This is a genomic window from Acinetobacter sp. ANC5681, assembly GCF_023488045.1.
Classification (GTDB): Bacteria; Pseudomonadota; Gammaproteobacteria; order Pseudomonadales; family Moraxellaceae; genus Acinetobacter.
This window is the reverse complement of record NZ_JAMFKZ010000007.1, coordinates 59,303-80,442: the sequence shown is the minus strand read 5'-3', so window position 1 is coordinate 80,442 and position 21,140 is coordinate 59,303. Positions and strand designations below refer to the sequence as shown.

Annotated in this window: 18 protein-coding genes and 1 pseudogene; 8 read left to right on the top strand and 11 right to left on the bottom strand. The window is 38.4% G+C overall.

The window, feature by feature from the left end; all coding sequences use genetic code 11:
• Window positions 1-5: 5 nt before the first annotated feature.
• From M5121_RS06420 to lptF, 4 genes are all read right to left on the bottom strand, one after another.
• On the bottom strand, window positions 6-1,181 hold the full coding sequence (locus M5121_RS06420; RefSeq protein ID WP_249570670.1) for a S41 family peptidase: 1,176 nt from the start codon (window positions 1,179-1,181) through the stop codon (window positions 6-8).
• A gap of 9 nt (window positions 1,182-1,190) precedes the next feature.
• Window positions 1,191-2,735, bottom strand: coding sequence for a 2,3-bisphosphoglycerate-independent phosphoglycerate mutase (gene gpmI, locus M5121_RS06415; protein WP_249570669.1), 1,545 nt, complete (start codon window positions 2,733-2,735; stop codon window positions 1,191-1,193).
• A gap of 120 nt (window positions 2,736-2,855) precedes the next feature.
• Window positions 2,856-3,926, bottom strand: a complete 1,071-nt coding sequence (gene lptG, locus M5121_RS06410; RefSeq protein WP_249570668.1) for an LPS export ABC transporter permease LptG — start codon at window positions 3,924-3,926, stop codon at window positions 2,856-2,858.
• On the bottom strand, window positions 3,926-5,026 hold the full coding sequence (lptF, locus tag M5121_RS06405) for an LPS export ABC transporter permease LptF (protein ID WP_249570667.1): 1,101 nt from the start codon (window positions 5,024-5,026) through the stop codon (window positions 3,926-3,928). The genes lptG and lptF overlap by 1 nt, the downstream gene beginning before the upstream one ends.
• A gap of 157 nt (window positions 5,027-5,183) precedes the next feature.
• Between lptF and M5121_RS06400 the strand changes: the two genes are divergently transcribed.
• The 3 genes from M5121_RS06400 to blhA are packed head-to-tail and all read left to right on the top strand — an operon-like array spanning window position 5,184 to window position 7,705.
• Window positions 5,184-6,632, top strand: coding sequence for a leucyl aminopeptidase (locus M5121_RS06400; RefSeq protein ID WP_249570666.1), 1,449 nt, complete (start codon window positions 5,184-5,186; stop codon window positions 6,630-6,632).
• A 3-nt stretch (window positions 6,633-6,635) separates the two neighbouring features.
• Complete coding sequence (locus M5121_RS06395) at window positions 6,636-7,043, top strand: DNA polymerase III subunit chi (RefSeq protein ID WP_046738933.1); 408 nt, start codon at window positions 6,636-6,638, stop codon at window positions 7,041-7,043.
• 35 nt (window positions 7,044-7,078) lie between these two features.
• Window positions 7,079-7,705, top strand: a complete 627-nt coding sequence (gene blhA / locus M5121_RS06390) for a cell division protein BlhA (protein ID WP_249570665.1) — start codon at window positions 7,079-7,081, stop codon at window positions 7,703-7,705.
• Window positions 7,706-7,748: 43 nt separating this feature from the next.
• Here blhA and M5121_RS06385 read toward each other — a convergent pair whose 3' ends face one another.
• The 7 genes from M5121_RS06385 to glnK all read right to left on the bottom strand — a co-directional run bounded on the left by M5121_RS06385 (window position 7,749) and on the right by glnK (window position 14,551).
• Window positions 7,749-8,408: a riboflavin synthase gene (locus M5121_RS06385; protein ID WP_249570664.1), complete on the bottom strand. Its 660-nt coding sequence runs from the start codon at window positions 8,406-8,408 to the stop codon at window positions 7,749-7,751.
• Window positions 8,409-8,558: 150 nt separating this feature from the next.
• Window positions 8,559-9,398: an MIP/aquaporin family protein gene (locus tag M5121_RS06380; RefSeq protein ID WP_249570663.1), complete on the bottom strand. Its 840-nt coding sequence runs from the start codon at window positions 9,396-9,398 to the stop codon at window positions 8,559-8,561.
• Window positions 9,399-9,739: 341 nt separating this feature from the next.
• Window positions 9,740-11,032, bottom strand: coding sequence for a DNA adenine methylase (locus M5121_RS06375; protein WP_004659442.1), 1,293 nt, complete (start codon window positions 11,030-11,032; stop codon window positions 9,740-9,742).
• Window positions 11,029-12,129, bottom strand: a complete 1,101-nt coding sequence (gene ribD, locus M5121_RS06370) for a bifunctional diaminohydroxyphosphoribosylaminopyrimidine deaminase/5-amino-6-(5-phosphoribosylamino)uracil reductase RibD (protein WP_249570662.1) — start codon at window positions 12,127-12,129, stop codon at window positions 11,029-11,031. The genes M5121_RS06375 and ribD overlap by 4 nt, the downstream gene beginning before the upstream one ends.
• A 12-nt stretch (window positions 12,130-12,141) precedes the next feature.
• Window positions 12,142-12,606, bottom strand: coding sequence for a transcriptional regulator NrdR (gene nrdR, locus M5121_RS06365; RefSeq protein ID WP_004659444.1), 465 nt, complete (start codon window positions 12,604-12,606; stop codon window positions 12,142-12,144).
• Between the two features lie 126 nt (window positions 12,607-12,732).
• Window positions 12,733-14,145, bottom strand: a complete 1,413-nt coding sequence (locus tag M5121_RS06360; RefSeq protein WP_249570661.1) for an ammonium transporter — start codon at window positions 14,143-14,145, stop codon at window positions 12,733-12,735.
• A gap of 67 nt (window positions 14,146-14,212) precedes the next feature.
• Window positions 14,213-14,551, bottom strand: a complete 339-nt coding sequence (glnK, locus tag M5121_RS06355; protein WP_000780326.1) for a P-II family nitrogen regulator — start codon at window positions 14,549-14,551, stop codon at window positions 14,213-14,215.
• A gap of 275 nt (window positions 14,552-14,826) precedes the next feature.
• On the opposite strand from glnK, the gene M5121_RS06350 reads away from it, so the two are divergent.
• From M5121_RS06350 to M5121_RS06330, 5 genes and pseudogenes are all read left to right on the top strand, one after another.
• Complete coding sequence (locus M5121_RS06350; RefSeq protein WP_087536529.1) at window positions 14,827-15,054, top strand: accessory factor UbiK family protein; 228 nt, start codon at window positions 14,827-14,829, stop codon at window positions 15,052-15,054.
• A 69-nt stretch (window positions 15,055-15,123) separates the two neighbouring features.
• Window positions 15,124-15,963: pseudogene (locus M5121_RS06345) on the top strand (YifB family Mg chelatase-like AAA ATPase); the annotation flags it as partial.
• 163 nt (window positions 15,964-16,126) lie between these two features.
• Window positions 16,127-18,541 (top strand): tetratricopeptide repeat protein, encoded by a 2,415-nt coding sequence (locus tag M5121_RS06340; RefSeq protein WP_000282330.1) that lies wholly within the window; start codon window positions 16,127-16,129, stop codon window positions 18,539-18,541.
• 91 nt (window positions 18,542-18,632) lie between these two features.
• The gene (locus M5121_RS06335) at window positions 18,633-19,634 is read left to right on the top strand and encodes a PIN domain-containing protein (RefSeq protein WP_249570660.1); all 1,002 of its coding nucleotides are present in this window, start codon (window positions 18,633-18,635) and stop codon (window positions 19,632-19,634) included.
• 382 nt (window positions 19,635-20,016) lie between these two features.
• Window positions 20,017-21,099, top strand: a complete 1,083-nt coding sequence (locus tag M5121_RS06330) for a helix-turn-helix domain-containing protein (RefSeq protein ID WP_000148671.1) — start codon at window positions 20,017-20,019, stop codon at window positions 21,097-21,099.
• Window positions 21,100-21,140 lie beyond the last annotated feature (41 nt).

Genomic DNA, 21,140 nt, shown 5'->3' with positions numbered 1-21,140 from the left:
TTTAATTAAATTTTACTTTTTAGAACCAAATCTGTGACGTGTTCCAAATAACTATCTTCTTTCATTTCAGGTAACAACGGATAACTTTGATTCGGTTGAATCCCTTGACCTTCAATCATGTTCCCATTGGGCGTGTAATAATGTGAGACCGTCATTTGCAGTGCTGCACCACTTGGTAATGGAAATAATTTCTGTACCACACCTTTTCCATAGCTATTTTCACCTACAACCCACGCACGTTTATGTTCTTTTAATGCTGCGGTGAATACTTCAGCTGCCGAGGCTGAACGATGGTTGATTAAGATGCCTAATTTTATATTTTGAAATTCATTTGAGGGTAAAGCCTGAAATTGTTGATCTCCTTCTGAACGACTTTTTGTCGTCACAATTAATCCTTGATTCAAGAATAAATCTGTTGATTCAACAGCAGCCGACAATAAACCTCCTGGATTATTACGCAGGTCAAGAACGACAGCCTTGAGTTTAGTTGTACTATATTCTTCGATTAAACGTTTAATTTCATTCGCTGTATCTTGTTGAAACACTCTAATTTTAAGTACAAGCACCTGATTATGTAGTAAAACAGGTTCAATATCTGTCTCAACCTTTTTATTTCTAACCAAAATCACCGTACTATTATTATTTTCTGGTTGTATTTGTACGGTACTGCCTATCGAGCCGTACAACAGACCTTGTACTTGATCCTGATTTAAACTCTTTAATTCTTGATTATCGACTTTGAGTATGGCTTGCCCATTACGCAAACCCAACTTACTAGAATCAGATCCTGATTTTAGGTCTTGAATTTGCCATAAACGAGTATGAGCATCGTAATTTAAATTGAAATCAACAGAAGCCAGATCACCTTCAGTGTATTGAATAAGCTGGCGGTATTCTTCGGCGGATAAATAACGCGAATAACGATCTAAACCGCTCACTAACCCTTTGATTGCTTGCTGAAAAAGTGCATCGTCTGTTTTTTTATCAACGTAGTTATCTTTCACAATCCCATAAATCTGTACAAATTGCTGAATAGATTCAAGTGGCACTTCAGCATTTCGACTTGTAGTCTCTTCCCCCCATCCTGAGGCATGTGTAATAGGTGCAGATAACGTATGTGATCCCCAACACATCAACAAACTCGCAAACAATCCTCGATAAATGTTGTTGTGTTGGGTCATAAGTTCACCTTATTTTAAAGTAATTAAATTCTTGCCTTGCATGTCGGAAGGTACTGGAATATTCATCAAATGAAGCAATGTTGGTGCAACATCAGCCAATACACCACCCTCTGCAATCGTTGCTTGAGTTGGGCCCACATAAATAAATGGCACCAATTCAGTGGTATGTTGTGTATGAACTTGTCCACTGTCGTAGTCTTGCATTTGCTCTACATTACCATGATCCGCTGTAATTAACATATGACCTTTGTTTGCCATTACTGCTTCATAGACACGACCTAAACACGTATCAACAGTTTCAACCGCTTTCACTGCTGCATCAAATACACCAGTATGTCCGACCATGTCACCATTGGCATAATTGACAACCAGAAGGTCAAACTCACCCGAATTAATAGCATTTACTAACTCATCAGTGACTTCATAAGCACTCATTTCTGGTTTTAGATCATAGGTTGCGACATTCGGAGAAGGAATCAAAATACGTTTCTCTCCTAGATATTCATCTTCACGACCACCGCTGAAAAAGAATGTCACATGCGCATATTTCTCTGTTTCAGCAATACGCAATTGGGTTTTGCCCAAACCAGATAAATATTCACCGATGGAATTTTTAAGCTCTTCTGGCATGTATGCAACTGGTGCATCAATACTTGCCTGATAGCGTGTTAGCATCACAAATTTAGATAAAATTGGAACGACTTTACGCGTAAACCCAGTAAAATCTTTCTCAACAAAGGCACGGGTGATTTCACGCGCACGATCAGCACGGAAGTTCATGAAAACCACACTATCGCCATCTTGGATTTTGGCAATTTCACCAATACGTGTTGCTTGAACAAACTCATCATTTTCTTCTGCTGCATAGGCTTGCTCTAAACCTTCTACAGCTGAGTTTACAACACGGACTGCCTCGCCTTCTGTCATTAAACGATAAGCGAGTTCAACACGATCCCAGCGGTTATCACGATCCATTGCAAAATAACGGCCAATCATCGAAACGATACGACCTTGATTTGGATACTGAGCAAATAAAGCATCGAATTTTTCTAATGAAGGTTTTGCGCTACGTGGAGGGGTATCACGACCATCAAGGAAAGCGTGTAGATATACGGTTGCGCCACGTTTTAATGCAAGTTCACACATCGCCACAATATGATCTTCATGCGAATGTACACCACCTTGTGATAACAACCCCATGACATGAATGGCACCATTCGCTGCTTTGGCTTTTTCAACCGCATCAACTAACACTTCATGCTCAAAAAAAGCACCTGTCCGAATATCTTTAGTAATCCGTGTAAAGTCCTGATATAAAACACGACCTGCACCTAAGTTCATATGACCAACTTCAGAGTTGCCCATTTGTCCATCAGGTAGGCCTACATCTTCGCCAGAACCTGAAATCAAACTATTTGGATGCTTTGCTTTCATCGCAGTCAGATTTGGTGTTTGTGCTGCTAAATATGCATTATCCTCAACTGCTTCACGATGTCCTACACCATCCATAATTACAAGAACGTGAGGAATTTTGCCAGCATTTGCATCCGTCATAATGGACTCTCTGTTTGTCTATCATTTGATCGGCATAGTCTACCGAAATTTGACAAATTTCTCCATGATCTTGCAGACGCTTTAATCAATAATGATTATCAATTCAAACTATTCAGACCTCTAATGTGCACGATAGAGCAAATAACTCCCTGCCGCAAACATCAACAGGATTGGCAGCAAGACAAACCACGCTGGAGATGGCGAATAGACCAGACTTGCATAACCTAAAAAGTCTTGTAAATAAAAGAACCCTAACCCAGTGAAAAGTGCGATAACCAAGCGAAAACCCATCGACTGCTGACGCAATGGACCAAAAATAAATGAGCAGGCAATAAGAACCAACGTAATCAGTGCAAATGGAGACGTGACTTTTTTCCAAAAGGCTAACTCATAGGTCTTTGGAACTTGGCTATATTCTGATAAATACTGCATAAAACTAATCAATTGACTTGGAGATAAATCATCTGGGTCCAAAGTCACCATATGTACATATTTAGGTTGTAAAGCCAATCCTAACGCTTGTTGCTCGTGATCCGTTTTAATCGCATTCCCTTGAGCAAGTAAATCAACCTGATGTGATTTGTCTAAAGTCCACTGACCATCTTTTAAAAACTGGCCTTTTTCAGCAGTGACAAAGGACTGCAATCGATAGTTCTGATCAAAATCAATCGCTTGAATATTACGCAATTGACCTTGGGAATTCGCATAATCAATATAGATAAAACGTTGACCTTCACGCGACCAATAGCCTTTTACCTCACCCAGTGCAGCAACACTACGTTGGCTTTTTATACTCTGTGCTTTTTCATTGGTATAAGGAATCACCCATTCACTCAATACAAAAGACAATACAATTAAGAGTAAAGCTGAGCGCATCACCCAACCCACTATACGCCACAAACTGATACCAACCGAACGCATGACGATGAGTTCACTATTCGATGCGAGTGCGCCTAAGCCTAAGACAGAGCCGATTAATGCTGCCACAGGTAAAATTTCATATAAATAACTCGGTGCACCCCATATCACATATAGGAAAGCTTGCCATGCATTATAAGTGGGTTTCAGCGAGCCTAACTCACCTAAGTAAGTGAATAATATTTGTAAAAAAGATAACACGAGCGTTGTGCCCAGCATCGCAAGGACTGTAGTTTTTGTCACATGTTTGGCGACTATTCGACGTGCTAACATTACAACCCCACTCGCTGAATACTTTTCTTAAGTTTTGGTGCTAACTTTTGTTTCCGTGCAAAAATTGCCGCCGCAATAGCATAAATCATTAATACGACAGGATAAGCCCAGATATCCAGTTGTTCCTTACTAATCCGCGTTTTAATCGCAATCATCAATACAATCAGGCTGGCAAAAATGAAAATGGCAGGAATCAGGCGGTAATAACGTCCCTGCCGTGGACTGACTTCAGACAAGGCCACGGTCAACATGAGTGCAATCACCATAACCAAGGGGCCAAATATCCGCCAACCCAACTCACTCCGAATCACAGGATCATCGCGCTTTTGCCATAGCTTGCTCATCGGCAAGGCTTCCACATCATCGCTTTCAAACTTAACGTCTTTATCATTCTCTAAACGTAAGCGATAAGATTGAAATTCTGCTTGGGTATATCGAGGCTGATTCGGATAAATTTCGTAACGACGACCTTGAACCAAATCAACGACATTCGCCGTATCATTTGCCATTTCGACACGTGTCGCTTCTTTGGCTAAAATCATCACATCTGGTTTATCTTCACGATCGGCTTTCTGATAATAAAAAATATCTTTTAAATTTTTTCGGTCTTCAGAAAGTGAACCTGCATAAATAGTATAAGGACCTGAAGAAATAAATTCTTTAGGTCGGACCAAATCAAAACCTGCTCGCACTGCTTGTGTTTGCATCAAGCTTTCGTAAGCACGAATTCCAGATGATGAACCCCAAAACATTAATATTGCTTGAACAATCAAAAAAACAAATGTCATCGGCAATAAAAGTTTGGCCAATTGATTACGGCTAACACCACTGCCATTTAAAACTGCCATTTCATGGTCAACATATAGACGACCAAAAACCAGCATGAGTCCAATGAAGAAACCCAATGGCAAAATTAAAGTTAGAAACTCTGGCAAACGATAAGCAATGATACTCAGCAACACACTAGCGTCTAAACGACCCTGTGCAGCTCGCCCAAAAATCTTGATTAACTGCCCACCCATAATAATTAAAGTGAGCAAAGCAGTCACAACCAAAGAGGTGGAGACCACTTGTTTGACGAGATAACGCCGAATAATCAAAGTAATGCTTCCAAAAATAGACCAATCGAGGGGTAGTGCTAGTTTACCCGAATGTTAAAAATATAAAACCTATCGCTTGTTGCGGATTGCAACCTCATATCTGAAAGTGTTTAATGGACTTATCTTTCTTTTTCGCTGCTTAGGTTCTATACAAACAATGAAATTTACCCTTCATACCGCATTCCCAACACAGTCGTCTAGTGAATCTTTGTGGATTTTGGTTGATTCAGAACAATTACAACAAAACTTAAATAGTTATCAAATCAATCATCTAGAAGATGTTCTGAATGCTACACAATTCAAAGCTGGTTTTAATGAAAATATTGCCCTGATTACCAATATCGCTGTACAAGCCAATGCACATTTACTCGGTTTAGGCAAAAGTGCTGAATTGAAAGCGACAAAATTAGCAAAACTCGCACAAACGATTATCAAATCATCACAAAATAAATTTAGACAAATCACTGTAGATCTCAGCGCATTACCAACTGATTTACATTACCTATTTGCCTTAGGTTTAACTCAAGCAGCCTATGCTTATGATGAATTTAAATCGAAAAAAAATGAGTTCATCTTAGAAACCATTAATTTAGTTGCAAATGAAACTGTACTTGATGATGCTCAATTAAAACTCATTCACGCAGTTCAATCTGGACAAAACTATGCTCGAGATTTAGGCAATCGCCCTGGAAATATTTGCTTCCCTGAATACCTTGCAGATCAGGCGATTGCACTTGCAGCACAATACCCTGACCTATTAAAAGTCACTATCCTTAACGAACAGCAAATGGCTGATTTAGGGATGAATGCTTTTCTTGCTGTAAGTAAAGGCTCTGATCGACCAGGCAGAATTATTACACTTGAATATCACGCGAAAGCTGATCAAGCACCTATCGTACTTGTCGGTAAAGGCGTTACTTTTGATACAGGCGGTATTTCATTGAAACCAGGCTTAGGTATGGATGAAATGAAATTCGATATGTGTGGTGCTGCCTCTGTATTAGGTACGATGCAAGCACTTTGCGAAGCTCAACTCCCAATTCATGTTATCGGTGCGATCGCAGCAGCAGAAAATATGCCTTCAGGTCATGCAACACGCCCTGGAGATATTGTGACGACCATGAGTGGTCAAACTGTAGAAATTTTGAATACGGATGCTGAAGGCCGTTTGGTTCTATGCGACACCCTCACTTATATCAAACGTTTTAATCCTGCGCTTGTGATTGATATTGCGACACTTACAGGTGCATGTGTTGTTGCGCTAGGCAAAGTCGTCAGTGGGCTATTCTCTCCAGATGATGAACTAGTACAAGAATTACAACTTGCTGGCGAACAATCACTCGACCGTGTATGGCGTATGCCTGTGATGGAAGAATATCAAGAACTCCTTGATTCACCATTTGCCGATATTGCCAATATTGGTGGTCCTTATGGTGGTGCAATAACCGCAGCATGTTTCCTTGAACGTTTCACTCGTGATTACCGCTGGGCACATCTTGATGTGGCTGGTACAGCATGGTTATCTGGTGCAGCTAAAGGTGCAACTGGACGCCCAGTACCATTACTGATGCAGTTTTTAGCGAATCGTGTTGAAACGAATAACTAATCTATGGCACAAGTTAGTTTTTATTTGTTTGAAAACAGCGTTGAGCGGCAAGTTGAAAGTGCTTGCCGTTTATGTCGAAAAATTCTGAATCAGCACCCACAGATTTGGTGGTATTGTGTTGATTCAAATTTACAAAATGAGTTGGATAACAAGCTATGGAGTTTTGATTCAAGTAGCTTTATTGCTCATGGAATTGATCAGTTGAATAGTCCAGTGTGTATTTCAGCTGAATTACCGCCATCGAATGATTGGATTGTATTTAATTTTAACAATCATGCACTTGAACAAACTCAAGATTTTCGCCACATTATCGAAATTATTGAAAATAATGAAACTGCAAAACAGATCGGGCGAGAGAAATTTAAGATGTATCGTCGTTTAGGCATTGAGCCACGCACATTTAAATTATAAGTCTGTAAACCATAGCATCGTATAAGGAGTGTCGCGTGGCATTAAATGTAGGTCAAGATTTTAAAAAACGTTGGTTAAATACACCTGAAACTGTACGTCAGACCTATCAGGAAGATTTAGCTCGTATCTGTGATCTACTGTTACCACAAACACAAATCCAAACATGGATACAACTCGAAGAAAAAGCTCAGCTACGCTCTCAACAACGTATTGATCAAGCTTATGCACATTTAAAGGCTGAGTTAATTGAACAAGCACGCGTTCGCAGACAATTGGCTTTGGAAAAAGCTCTGGCAGAAAAACGTGCTGCCCAAGCTGCTTATGCAGCGCAACTGCAAGCAGATGAGTTAAATCAGTTCGAGCAACAAACGGAAAATCTTGTTGCCCTTCGACAACACATTGATCAAGAAATTGCACAACACACTGAACGTTATCAACCAAATCCTGAACAACCAAGTATTGATTATGCTCAAGGGCAACGTGTTCAGATTGATGACCAGCAAATCCTATCTGAGCTTGAAAGTGTGCGTGTCCGACTGGAATTAGAAGCTGAAAGTATGATTGAACAAGCGGTCACAGTTTTTAGAGCAAAATTACATGCGATTGCGCAAGACGAAATAGAATACATCCTCAAAAATAGTCAATTTTCAGATGAAAAATAATAAAAAAGCCCAGTTTAAACTGGGCTTTTTTATGTTTCATTTTTTATTTTAAGAAACCGTTTTCAGCCAAAAATGCCATACTGATGTTTGACTCAGTTTTTTGTTCCGCTGCTTTATCACCCAGCAATAGACGCTCAATATAACGAGCCAATACATCTACTTCCAGATTTACTTTGCTTCCAACCTGCCATGTGCCAATATTGGTACGCTCAGCAGTATGAGGGATGAGATTCAAACTCAGAATATTGCCACGTAGATGGTTAATGGTCAGACTAATTCCATCGACAGTTACAGAACCTTTTTCAGCTAAATATTTTGCCAATTCAACAGGTGCTGTTACTTCAAAATATAATGAACGCGCGTCTTCTCGAACGACTGTAATTTCTCCTAGACCATCAACATGTCCACTCACAATATGTCCACCAAAACGTGTTGTTGGCAACATTGCTTTTTCGACATTGACGGATTGACCTACTTTCCATTGACCTAAAGTCGTTCGATTTAAGCTTTCACGAGACACATCTGCAGCATACCAATTGCTTCCCCACTCGATCACTGTGAGACAAATTCCATTGGTCGCAATTGAATCACCTAAATGTACATCAGACATATCCAAATCAGTTTGAATACGTAGACGTACATCACCGCCTACACTTTGTAAGCTCTCAACCTTACCTAAACTTTCAATAATGCCTGTAAACATGGGAGTTCTAACCTAATCTTATGCAATATATGCCATAGTGAATCGAATACCATAAAGCAAAGCCTTATAGATAACAAGGGACTCCAAGTTCAAATACCTGCAATAAAAAAGGCGATTCATCAATCGCCTTTTATCATTTTTAACCTTAAATTATTGCATTTCAGAGACACGTTTATTGGCTGCCTGTTTAAGCTCAACCGTATTATTTAACAAGAAATGGCTAAAAAATAATTTATAGCCTAATACCCCTAAGCAAGCGCCAACAATCGGTGCAAAGATAGGCACAATAAAGTAAGGAATATCACGACCGCCCGTAAAAGCAATTGAACCCCAGCCTGAAAAATAGGCCACAACTTTTGGACCAAAATCGCGTGCAGGATTCATAGCAAAGCCTGTTAATGGACCAAAAGAAGCGCCAATGACAGCAACTAATAATCCCACCAAAATTGGTGCTAAAGCACCACGTGGCAAACCATTATGATCATCCCCAATCGCCATGATGAGCCAAAGTAATAACATAGTGATAAACATTTCCACCATAAACGCCTGTCCAATAGACAATAAATGATGTGGATAGGTTGAGAAAATTCCAGCCAACTCCAAACTCTCTACACTCCCCCGTACCATATGGTGTGTTTGCTCATAATCCATAAATAGATTGCTATACAAACCATAGACCAATAGTGCGCCTAAAGCAGCACCAGAAACTTGAGCAATAATATAGAAAGGAACTTTACGTTTATCAAAACCAGCAAACAGTGCTAATGCAATCGTAACGGCAGGATTGAGATGAGCTCCAGAAATACCTGCAGATAGATAAACAGCCAATGCTACAGCCAAGCCCCATACAAGGCTGATTTCCCATAGCCCTAGACTTGCTCCTGCAAGTTTAAGCGCAGCCACGACACCAATACCAAAAGATAAAAAAACTGCGGTAGCAAAAAATTCAGCTATACATTGCCCCAACAAGCTGGGTTCCGAGCGACTCATCACAACCTCTCTTGGTCAGTGCTGCGTATAGGCATGACCTGAAATAAAGCTCGGCAAAATATATTCATTTTCGAAAATGAGCAATATTCTTCTGGTAGTTTTTCAACCAAATAGTAAAATATTTTTTGTAAATAAAAAAGATTAAGCCACGCAATAAAAGTATATAAGCAATTGTTTTTAATTAATTTAAAGGTAAATAGTTATTCAGAAAAACTTATTTAAATTCAATGACAATTCATGTAAAAACAATCATTTATTTTATAAAATTATATGTATTAACAAGAAAGTGAAAAAAATAGAAAATAGACACCACATTATCCAAAAATGGTGTCTACTTTAATTTACCAAAGTGCAAGCTGAGTACTATTGCCTGTCGTATCAACACCACCTAACTCAGCAAAATGATATAACTGCCCTAAAAGTTGTCGTAATGGCGGGCCAGACTTCGCATGGGTATCCGTAATCACAATAAACTCAAGCACACGTGCACGTTCTGATTGACGCTGTTTACTCACTCGATAACGCGGTACATCTTGAGTTAGCAAAGTCACTTTGCCGCGCTTTAAATTAGCAGTCAGCAAATCTTTAGGCTCAATATTTCCATCAGTCGAATAACTAGTCAAAATATAGCGTGCATTAATTGTTTCCAATAACTTTTCATAAGCTTCTTTGGCATATTTAGAAGAGTTATAAGGACTTGGGCGCTCTTTACGCCATGCTCGATCAATTCCACTCTTAAAGCCTTTGGTATCAGGTGATGGTAAATCCACTTGATCCCATAAAGTCAGGGCATTGAGAACATGGTAATTACTACTGTAGGCATGCTGATTATAAGGTGGATCAAGATAGGCAACATCAACTTCGAAACCACTCATTTGGTTAGCTAAATGTTGTGCATCGACACACCACATTTCAGCCGCAGGTCGTTTGGGATCTCCAATCTCACAGAAACGACTCGGTGTAAGCCATATTAATGACTCGATTCGTTCTAGCGCCGTTTGAGTTCGACCACCCCAACCCTGATGAAAGCTCTTAAATACACCACTGGTATTACTAACAAAACTTGCTGAATATAAAAGTGGTGCCAATAGAGCACTCATTTCCACATCATTGATTGCACCTTGTGCTTGCCAAGTTGCGATCTGTTGACGAATTGCATCAATACGCATCCCATTGCGGCGTTTGAAAAACAAACGGTCACGAGCAGGATCATACACATCGTCATTACGTGGACAAAGATTATGTGTCACCCAGCCTTTGACTTCTGGCAATCGATTCAAATAGTCGATCGCTTTTTGATAGCCACCTAATTCTTTAAATGCGGGTGCATCAACACAGGCTAAAATCGCGTTGTTCAATGCATGGCTATACGGTTCCCAGTCATTTGCAATAACACGATAGCCGTTTTGACGTGCTAAACGTGAGACCACGCCACTCCCTGCAAAGAAATCAGCAAAAATCGGTGGATTCTTTTTCTTACTATTCAGTGTGCCCGTAATCTCAAGTGCTTCCAAAATGAGATGAAGCAGTCGACGCTTATTGCCTAAATAAGGTACTAGCTGATGAAAAAGATATTCGTCAGTCGTACGTGCTGCATGACGACGCTTGTGATAAACCGATGGTTCTGGATTCATATCATCTCTTGGATAGGGAGCAATCTTAGGCGAATATCTTGCCCAAGTTGGGTTACATCGACTAAATCAAAACGCAATTGTTCTGCCATTGTACTCAATTCAGCATTGAACATTGCACGAGCAGATTGACCAAGTAAAGTCGGTGCAACATAACTGATCATTTCATCAACTAAACCTTGCTGTAAAAAAGCCGTTGATAAAGTTGCGCCCGCTTCAACCAAAACATCATAAATTTGATACTGCTGAGTTAAAGTTTGTAATAATTGACTTAAGGGTTGCGGCGCCAATTGTATCACGCCTAAATCAGCAAGTTCTTGACGAAATGGTGTCATCACCATCACTGTTTCAGGATTTTTCAAAATCTTCGCTGAAAGTGGTAACTGTCCTTGGCGATCCAATACAATACGCTTCGGCTGAACCACGGTACTTAGCTCAATACCGTCCAATGCACGTACATTCAATTCACAATCATCGGCTAAAACGGTTTGAATCCCTGTAATCACAGCACCCGAAATTGCACGCCAATGTTGTACATCTTGTCTAGCGATTGCTCCAGTAATCCATTTTGATTCTCCTGAAGCCATTGCAGTACGGCCATCTAAACTTGATGCAATTTTCAAACGCACATACGGTGAACCCGTAGACATCGCTTTTAAAAAGCCCAAATTGAGCGTTTTTGCAGTTTCTACACAAATTCCTGTTTCAACTTCAATACCCGCTGCTTTTAAAATTTGAACGCCTTTTCCCGCGACTAATGGGTTAGGATCTGAACAAGCGACCACGACTTTCTTCACCTGAGCTTTAACCAATGCTTCTGCACAAGGCGGCGTTCTACCATAATGTGCGCATGGTTCCAAAGTCACGTAAGCTGTCGCGCCTTTAGCATGTTCGCCCGCTTGGCGAAGTGCAAAAACTTCTGCGTGGGGTTGACCCGCTTTAGGGTGATAACCCTCTCCAATCAACTGCCCATCTTTGACAATAACGCAACCCACATTAGGATTCGGCTTGGTTGAATATTGCCCTAGTCGAGCCAACTCAATTGCTTGCTGCATCCAATATTGATCTTGGGATAAATGATTTTGCGTGAACTCAGACATGATTTCTCTAACTTATGCTTCATTTTCACGTTGTTGCATTTGCTCAATCTGACGACGAAATGCTTCAACATCTTGGAAATCTTGATAAACAGAGGCAAAACGAACATAGGCAACATGGTCTAGCGCAAACAATGCCTGCATGACAATTTCACCAATGGTTCTCGACTTCACATCTCGCTCACCTAAACGTCGAATTTGTGATTGTATATCACTTAAAACCGTTTCAATTTGCTCTTGGGTTACTGGACGTTTCTGTAAAGCATGCATCAATGAGCGGCGCAATTTTGCTTCGTCAAATGGTTCACTTTTTGAATCAGATTTAATGACCCGCGGCATCACCATTTCATAACTTTCAAAGGTGGTAAACCGCTCACCACAAATCGTGCATTCTCGACGACGACGGATTTGACAACCCTCAGCCGCAAGGCGAGAGTCGATGACTTTACTATCAGCAGCGTTACAAAATGGACAATGCATAATGGTGCGATTATTTACTCACTTTGCTTAAGTGTAGCAAAGTTTCTGCAATTGCTGAACTAGCACACCAAAGGCATAAAAAAACAGCCTTATTCGGCTGTTTTTTAAACTTCAAAGAATAATGAATTATTCGATACGCTCGCCATGTTGGCTAAGGTCAAGACCCATGCGCTCATCATCAGCACTTACGCGGATACCAATCACAAGATCAATCACTTTAAGGATAATGAAAGTTACTACTGCGCTATATACCATCGTTGCGAGTACACCTTCAACTTGCACCCATAATTGACCTGCAAATGTTGGAGCAAGCGCAACGTTAGCAGCTTTAATGATTTCATCACTGTAGAACACACCAGTAAGAATCGCACCAACGATACCACCAACTGCATGTAGACCGAAAGCATCCAATGCATCATCTGCTTTAAGCAGACGTTTAAGTGCTGTAATCCCCCAGAAGCACACTACACCACCGATTAAACCCATGATTAATGCACCACCCACACCAACGAAACCAGCAGCAGGAGTGATTACAACCAAACCAGCAACCGCACCTGATGCACCACCAAGTACTGAAGCCTTACCACGAACGAGACGTTCAACAATCAACCAAGAGAATGCAGCGGCAGCAGCAGCAACTTGAGTTACAAGAATTGCCATACTTGCACGAGCGCCAGCACCTAAAGCACTACCACCGTTAAAGCCAAACCAACCTACCCAAATTAAGCTTGCGCCAATCACAGTGAGCGTAAGATTGTGCGGTGCCATTGATTCGCGACCTAGACCAGCACGTTTACCCAACATGTACGCAGCCACTAAACCAGCTACACCTGCGTTGATGTGTACAACTGTACCGCCAGCGAAATCTAAAGCACCTGCTTTGAATAACCAGCCATCAGCAGCCCAAACCCAGTGAGTAATTGGTGCATAAACCAAGATTACCCAAACTGCAATAAACGCCATGAATGCTGAATATTTCATACGATCAGCAATCGAGCCGCTAATAATTGCAACAGTGATAATCGCAAAAGTCATTTGGAAAATAACAAACAAGCTTTCTGGAATAGTTCCACTTAAGGCATCAAATGCCACACCATTTAGCATTGATTTGGCAAAGTCACCGACATAGGCGCCTGAACCAGAGAATGCAAGCGAATAACCAACGATAACCCAAATTAAGCTGACTAGAATTGCCGCAGAAAGGCTAAACATCATGGTGCTGAGTACGTTTTTCTTACGAACCATACCACCATAGAATAGAGCCAAACCAGGGATAGTCATCAACAGAACCAGTGCTGTTGAAACGAGAATCCAAGCTGTATCGCCTGTATCAACTTTTGCAACTGGTGCAGGAGCTGGAGTGGCTTCTACAGGAGCAGGAGCTTCTGCTGCGACAGTCACAGTTGATGCAGCCGCCGTATCAGACGCTGCTACAGTTTGTTCAGCAACTGGTGTTGATGCAGCATCTTCTGCCCAAACCATCGCTGAACCACCTAAGAGTGCGCCAGATAGACTGAGCGCCATAAGCATTTTTTTCATTCGTGTCCCCCAACCTTATTTTGTGAGCTATTTCTCTTAATTCTAACTCAGCAAACTTTGTGCCAATTTAGACAGCATCTGGTCCAGTTTCACCAGTACGAATACGGATGACTTGTTCCAAATTCGTGACAAAGATTTTACCGTCACCAATTTTCCCAGTGCTTGCAACACGAGTGATAGATTCAATAACCGCATCGACCATTTCATCGCTAATCGCAATTTCAATCTTTACTTTCGGTAAAAAATCAACGACATACTCTGCACCACGATACAGTTCAGTATGACCTTTTTGACGACCAAAACCTTTTACTTCAGTTACGGTAATCCCTTGAACACCAATATCAGAGAGTGCTTCACGCACATCATCGAGTTTGAATGGTTTTACAATTGCAGTTACAAGCTTCATGTGTGTTTTCCTTCGGCTTATTTTCACCAGTAAGGTTTTATGTTCAATTTTCATGCCAATATTTGAAGGTTGGGGATTTTCAAACCATCAGCAAGAGCTTTCTTTATAACCTATTTGGACGTCAAGATGTAGATATTCAATCGAAAATAAGTTTCATTTGCTCCTGTTTAACTGAATTTAGATATCGATGGCATCAATGCGTTGAACAGGGCTATGGGATTACTACAAGCAATGGTACACTTGCCTACAAATACATATAACCTATTGAGCGCTTCATGATTGAAACTCTTTTACAAGCCATTCTTGAACAAGTTGATCAACCTAAAAAAGATTTAGAAAAAAATTTACGTGCTTTGCTCAATGAAAGCGTCGAAAAATTAGATTTAGTCTCTAAACAAGAGCTGGAGCGCCAGAAAATAGCGCTAAATTTGGCAAACCAACGCCTCGCTGCGTTACAACAGCAAATGAGCACCCTAGAAAAAATGGTGCAAGATCAAAAATAAGCACCAGTTTAGCGCAGAGATCAACAAAAAATGATTAAAAATAAAGCACCATGATGGAACAATAATAAAATGTCTTTCGCAAAAATTTACACGAGGGGTTTATTAGGTTTACATGCCCCTCAAATCGAAGTTGAAGTTCATATCAGTTCAGGACTCCCCTCCTTAACCATTGTAGGTTTAGCAGAAGCCGCTGTAAGGGAAAGTAAAGATCGTGTTCGATCAGCAATTATCAACAGTGGTTTCTTGTTTCCAACCAAACGTTTAACGATTAATTTAGCACCTGCAGATCTTCCTAAAGATGGCTCCCGCCTAGATTTACCGATCGCACTAGGAATTTTAATTGCTTCAGGTCAACTTCCTGAAAATTGTACTGACGGCTTTGAATTTATTGGTGAACTTGCATTAGATGGACATTTACGCCCTGTTACTGGAATATTGCCAATTGCGATGGCTTGCCAACAAGCCCAACACCGCTTATGGGTACCTACTAATAATCTAGAAGAAGCCAATCAACTTCCGCAGTTTGAAGTTTATGCTGCCAATCATTTACAAGATGTATGTGCACACTTTTTGGGCACTTCTCATTTATCAGCATCACCCAAACATGAAAATTTAACTACTACTCAGTATCAATTTGATCTTGCAGATGTCAAAGGTCAATTACGTCCACGTCGTGCACTAGAAATAGCAGCAGCGGGTGGACATTCTTTACTTTTCAAAGGTCCACCTGGTACAGGTAAAACATTACTGGCTTCTCGGCTACCTTCTATTTTGCCACCACTCAATGCCCAAGAAAATTTAGAAGTCGCAAGTATTTATTCGGTTGCAAATGCTCAACATACTTTTGGACAACGCCCCTTCCGTGCACCACACCATACTGCGTCAGCGATTGCATTAGTTGGAGGCGGTTGTCATTTACAAACAACTATGCGACATTCCAAACAACTATGCGATAAATTACAGGTTTTATCTTTACAGTAATCTTTATTTGAAATAAATCATTGAATATAAAAAATAATTTAATATAATTTAAAACAATATCAAAGTACTAACTATATATTTGGATCTTGCAATGTATAATATCTTTTTAAATAATATTAAAGCAGCACGTAAATTAAAAACACAAAAAAATATTGCTGAAGTAAGTCTGAGTATTTTTAGAATGCTTATTCAACATATTTGTATTTCAAATGCAGAATATATAAATATTTTAGCTAAAGAAAGTTCTGAAAACATGTCAAAAATTGATATTAGTTTTATTGAGCTATCTCAACCGGCCGATGGAACATGCGTTGATTTTATAAGTAACTCTCTAACACAGATAGCAAAATTGAAAAACAGCTCTTTAGCTAGATTCTACTTTGAAGATAAAGATATTTCAAACGAACCTGCATTAGTAGAATGGCTACAAATCAAAGAAATATCTTTAAGAAATATCTTACATACATATGTTGAAGATCGAAATGAAAGTATCTTTGGTCATGGTATTTCATCAACTAATTTATTTTTAGATATCGATATTATTGAATATATTTTAGAAAAATTAAAAGTTTATCTACCAGAAAGTAAAGGCGACGATTTTTTATTTTTTCCTAAAAATTTTAATATCTCTACTCCTATTCAAACATTAAGATTATTTGATGGAAATCCTACGTGTTACAGAAAAATCAAAAAAACTAATAATGGGATGATTCATGTTACTGCTAAAGTTCAAACATCCTTAACAAACGCTACCGATCAATCTTATGAAGTACCAAATAAAATTTTTAATATTTCTACAAAAAAAACTTATGAGGTATATGAATATAATGATTGGAATCCGCTAATTTTTTTACCAGAGAGAGCTATATCAGTAGCTGACTTTACAGGACGAAAAAAAGAAATCACTGAGCTTATTGACTGGTTTAATGATCCAGAAGACTCAAAACGATGTCTTGTATATGGTGATGGTGGCATTGGAAAGACAACTCTCATTTTAGAATTTATGCATCGTGTCCTTGAAGGTTCTATTGAGGTCGAATGGAAACCCAGTGTTATTACTTTTTACACAGCAAAAAAGACTCGTTGGGGAATACATGGTTTAGAATCACTCACGAACAACAATCTAGGCGTTGCAGATGTCGCTTTACATATAGCACAACTATTAGAAGTCAAACTTGACAATAGTTGGTATCAAAAAGATGCAGAAACTATTATTCAAAAATTAAAAGGCTTACTTGAAAAAGAGAAGATTAAAAAAAATGAGCATCTCATTATTTTAGATAATACAGAAACTATGGCTGAAAATGATGATGATATTATTAATCTAGGTAAACAAATACACTTACTTTCCCGTTATGCTGGAAGAGTAATTCTTACTTCTCGTCGTACAGAAAGACTTGAAGCAAGACCAATTGAAACAACTAAATGGTCCGATGAAGAAGGTGTAGAATATATTCAAAAAAGAGGAGATATATTAAATATTGATGCAATAAAAAAGGCTGGCATACCTACTTTAAAAAAAATCACTCGAGAACTCAATAATAAACCATTGATTTTGAATGTTTTCATTCAATTTGCAAATGAACTACAAAGCTCACTTAATAGCGCATTAGATAAAGTGAAAAGATTACAGGAAAAAGACTTAGGGATGTTCTTGTTTTCTGATGTTTGGGAAAGATTTAATGAAAAAGAAAAGCACTTTTTACTTCTCTTAACCTATTTTGGTCCTGATCATGATCAATATTTTATGCAATTAGCTTCTGATAAAGCTAATTTAACTTTTTCTTTAGCTCAGAGCACATTAGAAGGTAGTAAAGGGATTTGTCAACTTAGTAGTATTGATGGCCAACTTCAGATTACTTTCAACAATGATTTTATGAAATTTTGTAAAGATAGAACTGTAAATTTTAATGATCAAACACATCCTCTTCAAAAAGATCTAGAAACAATCCAAAAAAGATATATAGAGTTTTTAAAACATATTGAAGTAGAAATATCAGATAATGATCAAAAAGCTTATTTAAGTAGGTTTGCACGGGCAGCTAGAAAATTCTTTAATGAGGGTAATAAAGAACAAGCAATTTCATACTATGAATTAGCGATAGATGAGGATCCAACAAATATTTGGTTATTAGAGAAGTATTCAAACACTCTATTTATATATAAAGATTTTCTACCAGCATTAGAAAAAATCAATAAAGCTACTAACATTGATCCTAATCACTCAGAACTCCAATTTACTAAAGGTAAAATATTAGCCAGAATTAAAAATAAAACCAAAGAATCTATAACGTGCTTAGATTTAGCTCATAAACTCGGGAAATCTATGCACCTATGTGAGTTACAAAAAATATATGCTTATTTAGCAGATGGAGATATAGAGCACGCAACCATATCATTAAATATCGCTAAGAGTAATATCCCTAACGATTCTTATTACCAAAAGTGCAAGATAGAAATTGAACGCTTAGAACGCAAAATAAATCAATATATATTGCCTCTATAGAAAATGTTACTTTAGATGTATTTATAGAATTACCTATAAGCACATTAATGAGGGTCAATAAATTTAACTTTTTAATAATCAATGAGGCAGTATGTTTTATATATTTCTTGATACGTGTGTTTTTTTAGATATTTCTACTAAGAAACAAGAATTACCACTAGTTTCTGCATTGGAAGAACTTGTTCGTACTAAAGTAGCAAAGTTAGTCGTAATTGACTTAGTAGCTCAAGAATATGAAAGAAACAAAGAAGAGGTCGCAAACAAAACAGCAAAACGATTATCTCAAGAATTTAAACAAGTCAAAGCAGTTGTAAGTGAGTTTGCAAAAAAAAATAAAGCTCAAACCATTGAAGTACTAAACGATATAAATGCAAGACTTCCTCTTTTGACTGATGCTAACTATGCAACCATTAACAGAGTTGAGAGACTAATTGAATCAGCGGAAAAAATAAGTATTAGCGAGCGCTCAAAGATTGCAGCCATTCAACGAGGCTTAGATAAAAAAGCTCCATTCCATATCAGTAAAAACTCAGTAGCTGATGCTGTAATTATTGAGCAATTTTATGAATTTTCATTAGGTGTCAATACGGCAGATAGTTGTTTTTTCATAACACATAATCATAACGACTTTTCTGCCAAAGACCATCGAAAGCCTCATACTGATTTTGAAAATATTTTCAATGGTAATACTTGTTATTTTAACAACTTAGCATCCGCAATCAACCAGATTGATAATAATTACTTAGCTGAAATAGAGTTTGAATATGACTTTACAGAAGAAACTCGGGGTTTAAGAGAAATTCTCGATGTATTAGACGAGCTAGTGGATAAAATTTGGTATAACCGTCATCAAAATCTAATCTGGAAAATAAATGAAGGTGAGATAGAAATTGTTCCTAAAGGTACGAAACACTATGGTAATCATTTTATTCACGAAGATATTCTTGAAGGTGCAATCAAATCTGCCAAACAAGTTAAAGAGACATGTGAAGATGTTGGCCCTTGGAATGACTTTGAATGGGGTATGATTAACGGTAAATTGTCAGCTCTACGTTGGGTATTAGGTGACGAATGGGATATGTTAGATACCTAAGATAACAATCGATATCGTTTTCAACTGAATATTATATTTTTCAATCTCTTAAGTATGATACTTTACTAAGAAATATGAATAAAGATAGTTAGAACAGGATATTCCCCTTTCTCAAACCAACCGTACTACAAATTTAATTGTCTAATCGTATAACTCTCAAAACCACTAAATCAAGTAGAGCCATTTCAATTTATCTTCTTAAGATTGCAAAACAATAAAATACAATATATGGTATCAAAATTCAAAGAACTACCACTATATATAGTGGTTATTAAAAATAGAAACATTTTAGGAATAATTTGTAGAAAAATTTGCATACTCTTTACTGTTCAGTTATTATTCATTTAACTTGATCTGTAAGTCAATGATCTTGGAGGTGAATATGACTCATTTCAATCCTGATATGCTTAGTATTGCACGAAACTTTCGTGGCCTTAGTCAAACTGAACTAATTGCTGGAATGGGACAGTCTATTACTCAGGCTTCATTATCTAAAATTGAAAGTGGGGACTTAAAACCTTCCGATGAAGTTATCCAAAATCTATCTAATGCCCTACATTTCCCTATACGATTTTTTGAACATATTGAAAAGCTAAATGCACTGCCGATTAGTTTGCATGCATACAGAAAAAAAAGCTCTACCACAGCTAAAGCATTGAGCCGTATGAATGCTGAAATGATGTTAAAAATGGGCCATGTACAAACATTAGAATTGCTCACAAATGTACCAAAAAGAAAAAACTCCTTACCAACTTTTAAAATTGGCATAGATGTAAACACCCCTCAAGAAGCGGCTAAAAAGCTTAGATCATTGTGGGTGCTAGGAAATGAACCTCTTGAAAACCTAACTGCCACTGTGGAAGATGCAGGGGTTTTAGTCTTTTTATGCGACTTTAAAGATAACAATGTTGATGGCGTATCCTTAAAAATGCATGGCGTGTCTCCATGCGTATTTCTAAATGCAAACCAGCCAAATGACAGAATACGCTTCACATTAGCACATGAACTTGGGCATTTGGTCCTCCATGAAGAGCCATCTGAATTCATGGAAAAAGAAGCAAATGACTTTGCTGCCGAATTCTTAATGCCAGAAGAAAAAATTATTGATCAATTAGGTTCAACCAATTTAGCTCATTATCTAAGACTTAAAAAGGAATGGAAAACCTCAATGGCGGCCTTAATCTATAGGGCGTCAGAGTTAGGAACTATAACTTCAAGTCAAAGTGCCAATTTATGGCGGCAGATGGCTATGCGTGGTTATCGTAAAGTTGAACCAAATGAATTGGATCGAGAACCGACATATAGAGTAGCTTCCATGCTCTTTGACTACGCAATAGATGCAAAAAAAACATCAACATCTGTCATTAGTGAGTTATCTCAATTATTTGACTTATATGAAGATGACTTTAAAAAACTATATTATTTTGACCTAGATTCAATGGAGACTATTGAGATGGTTTCATAAATTAAAAAGCCGACTCTATTGGGTAGAGTCGGCTTGATAGA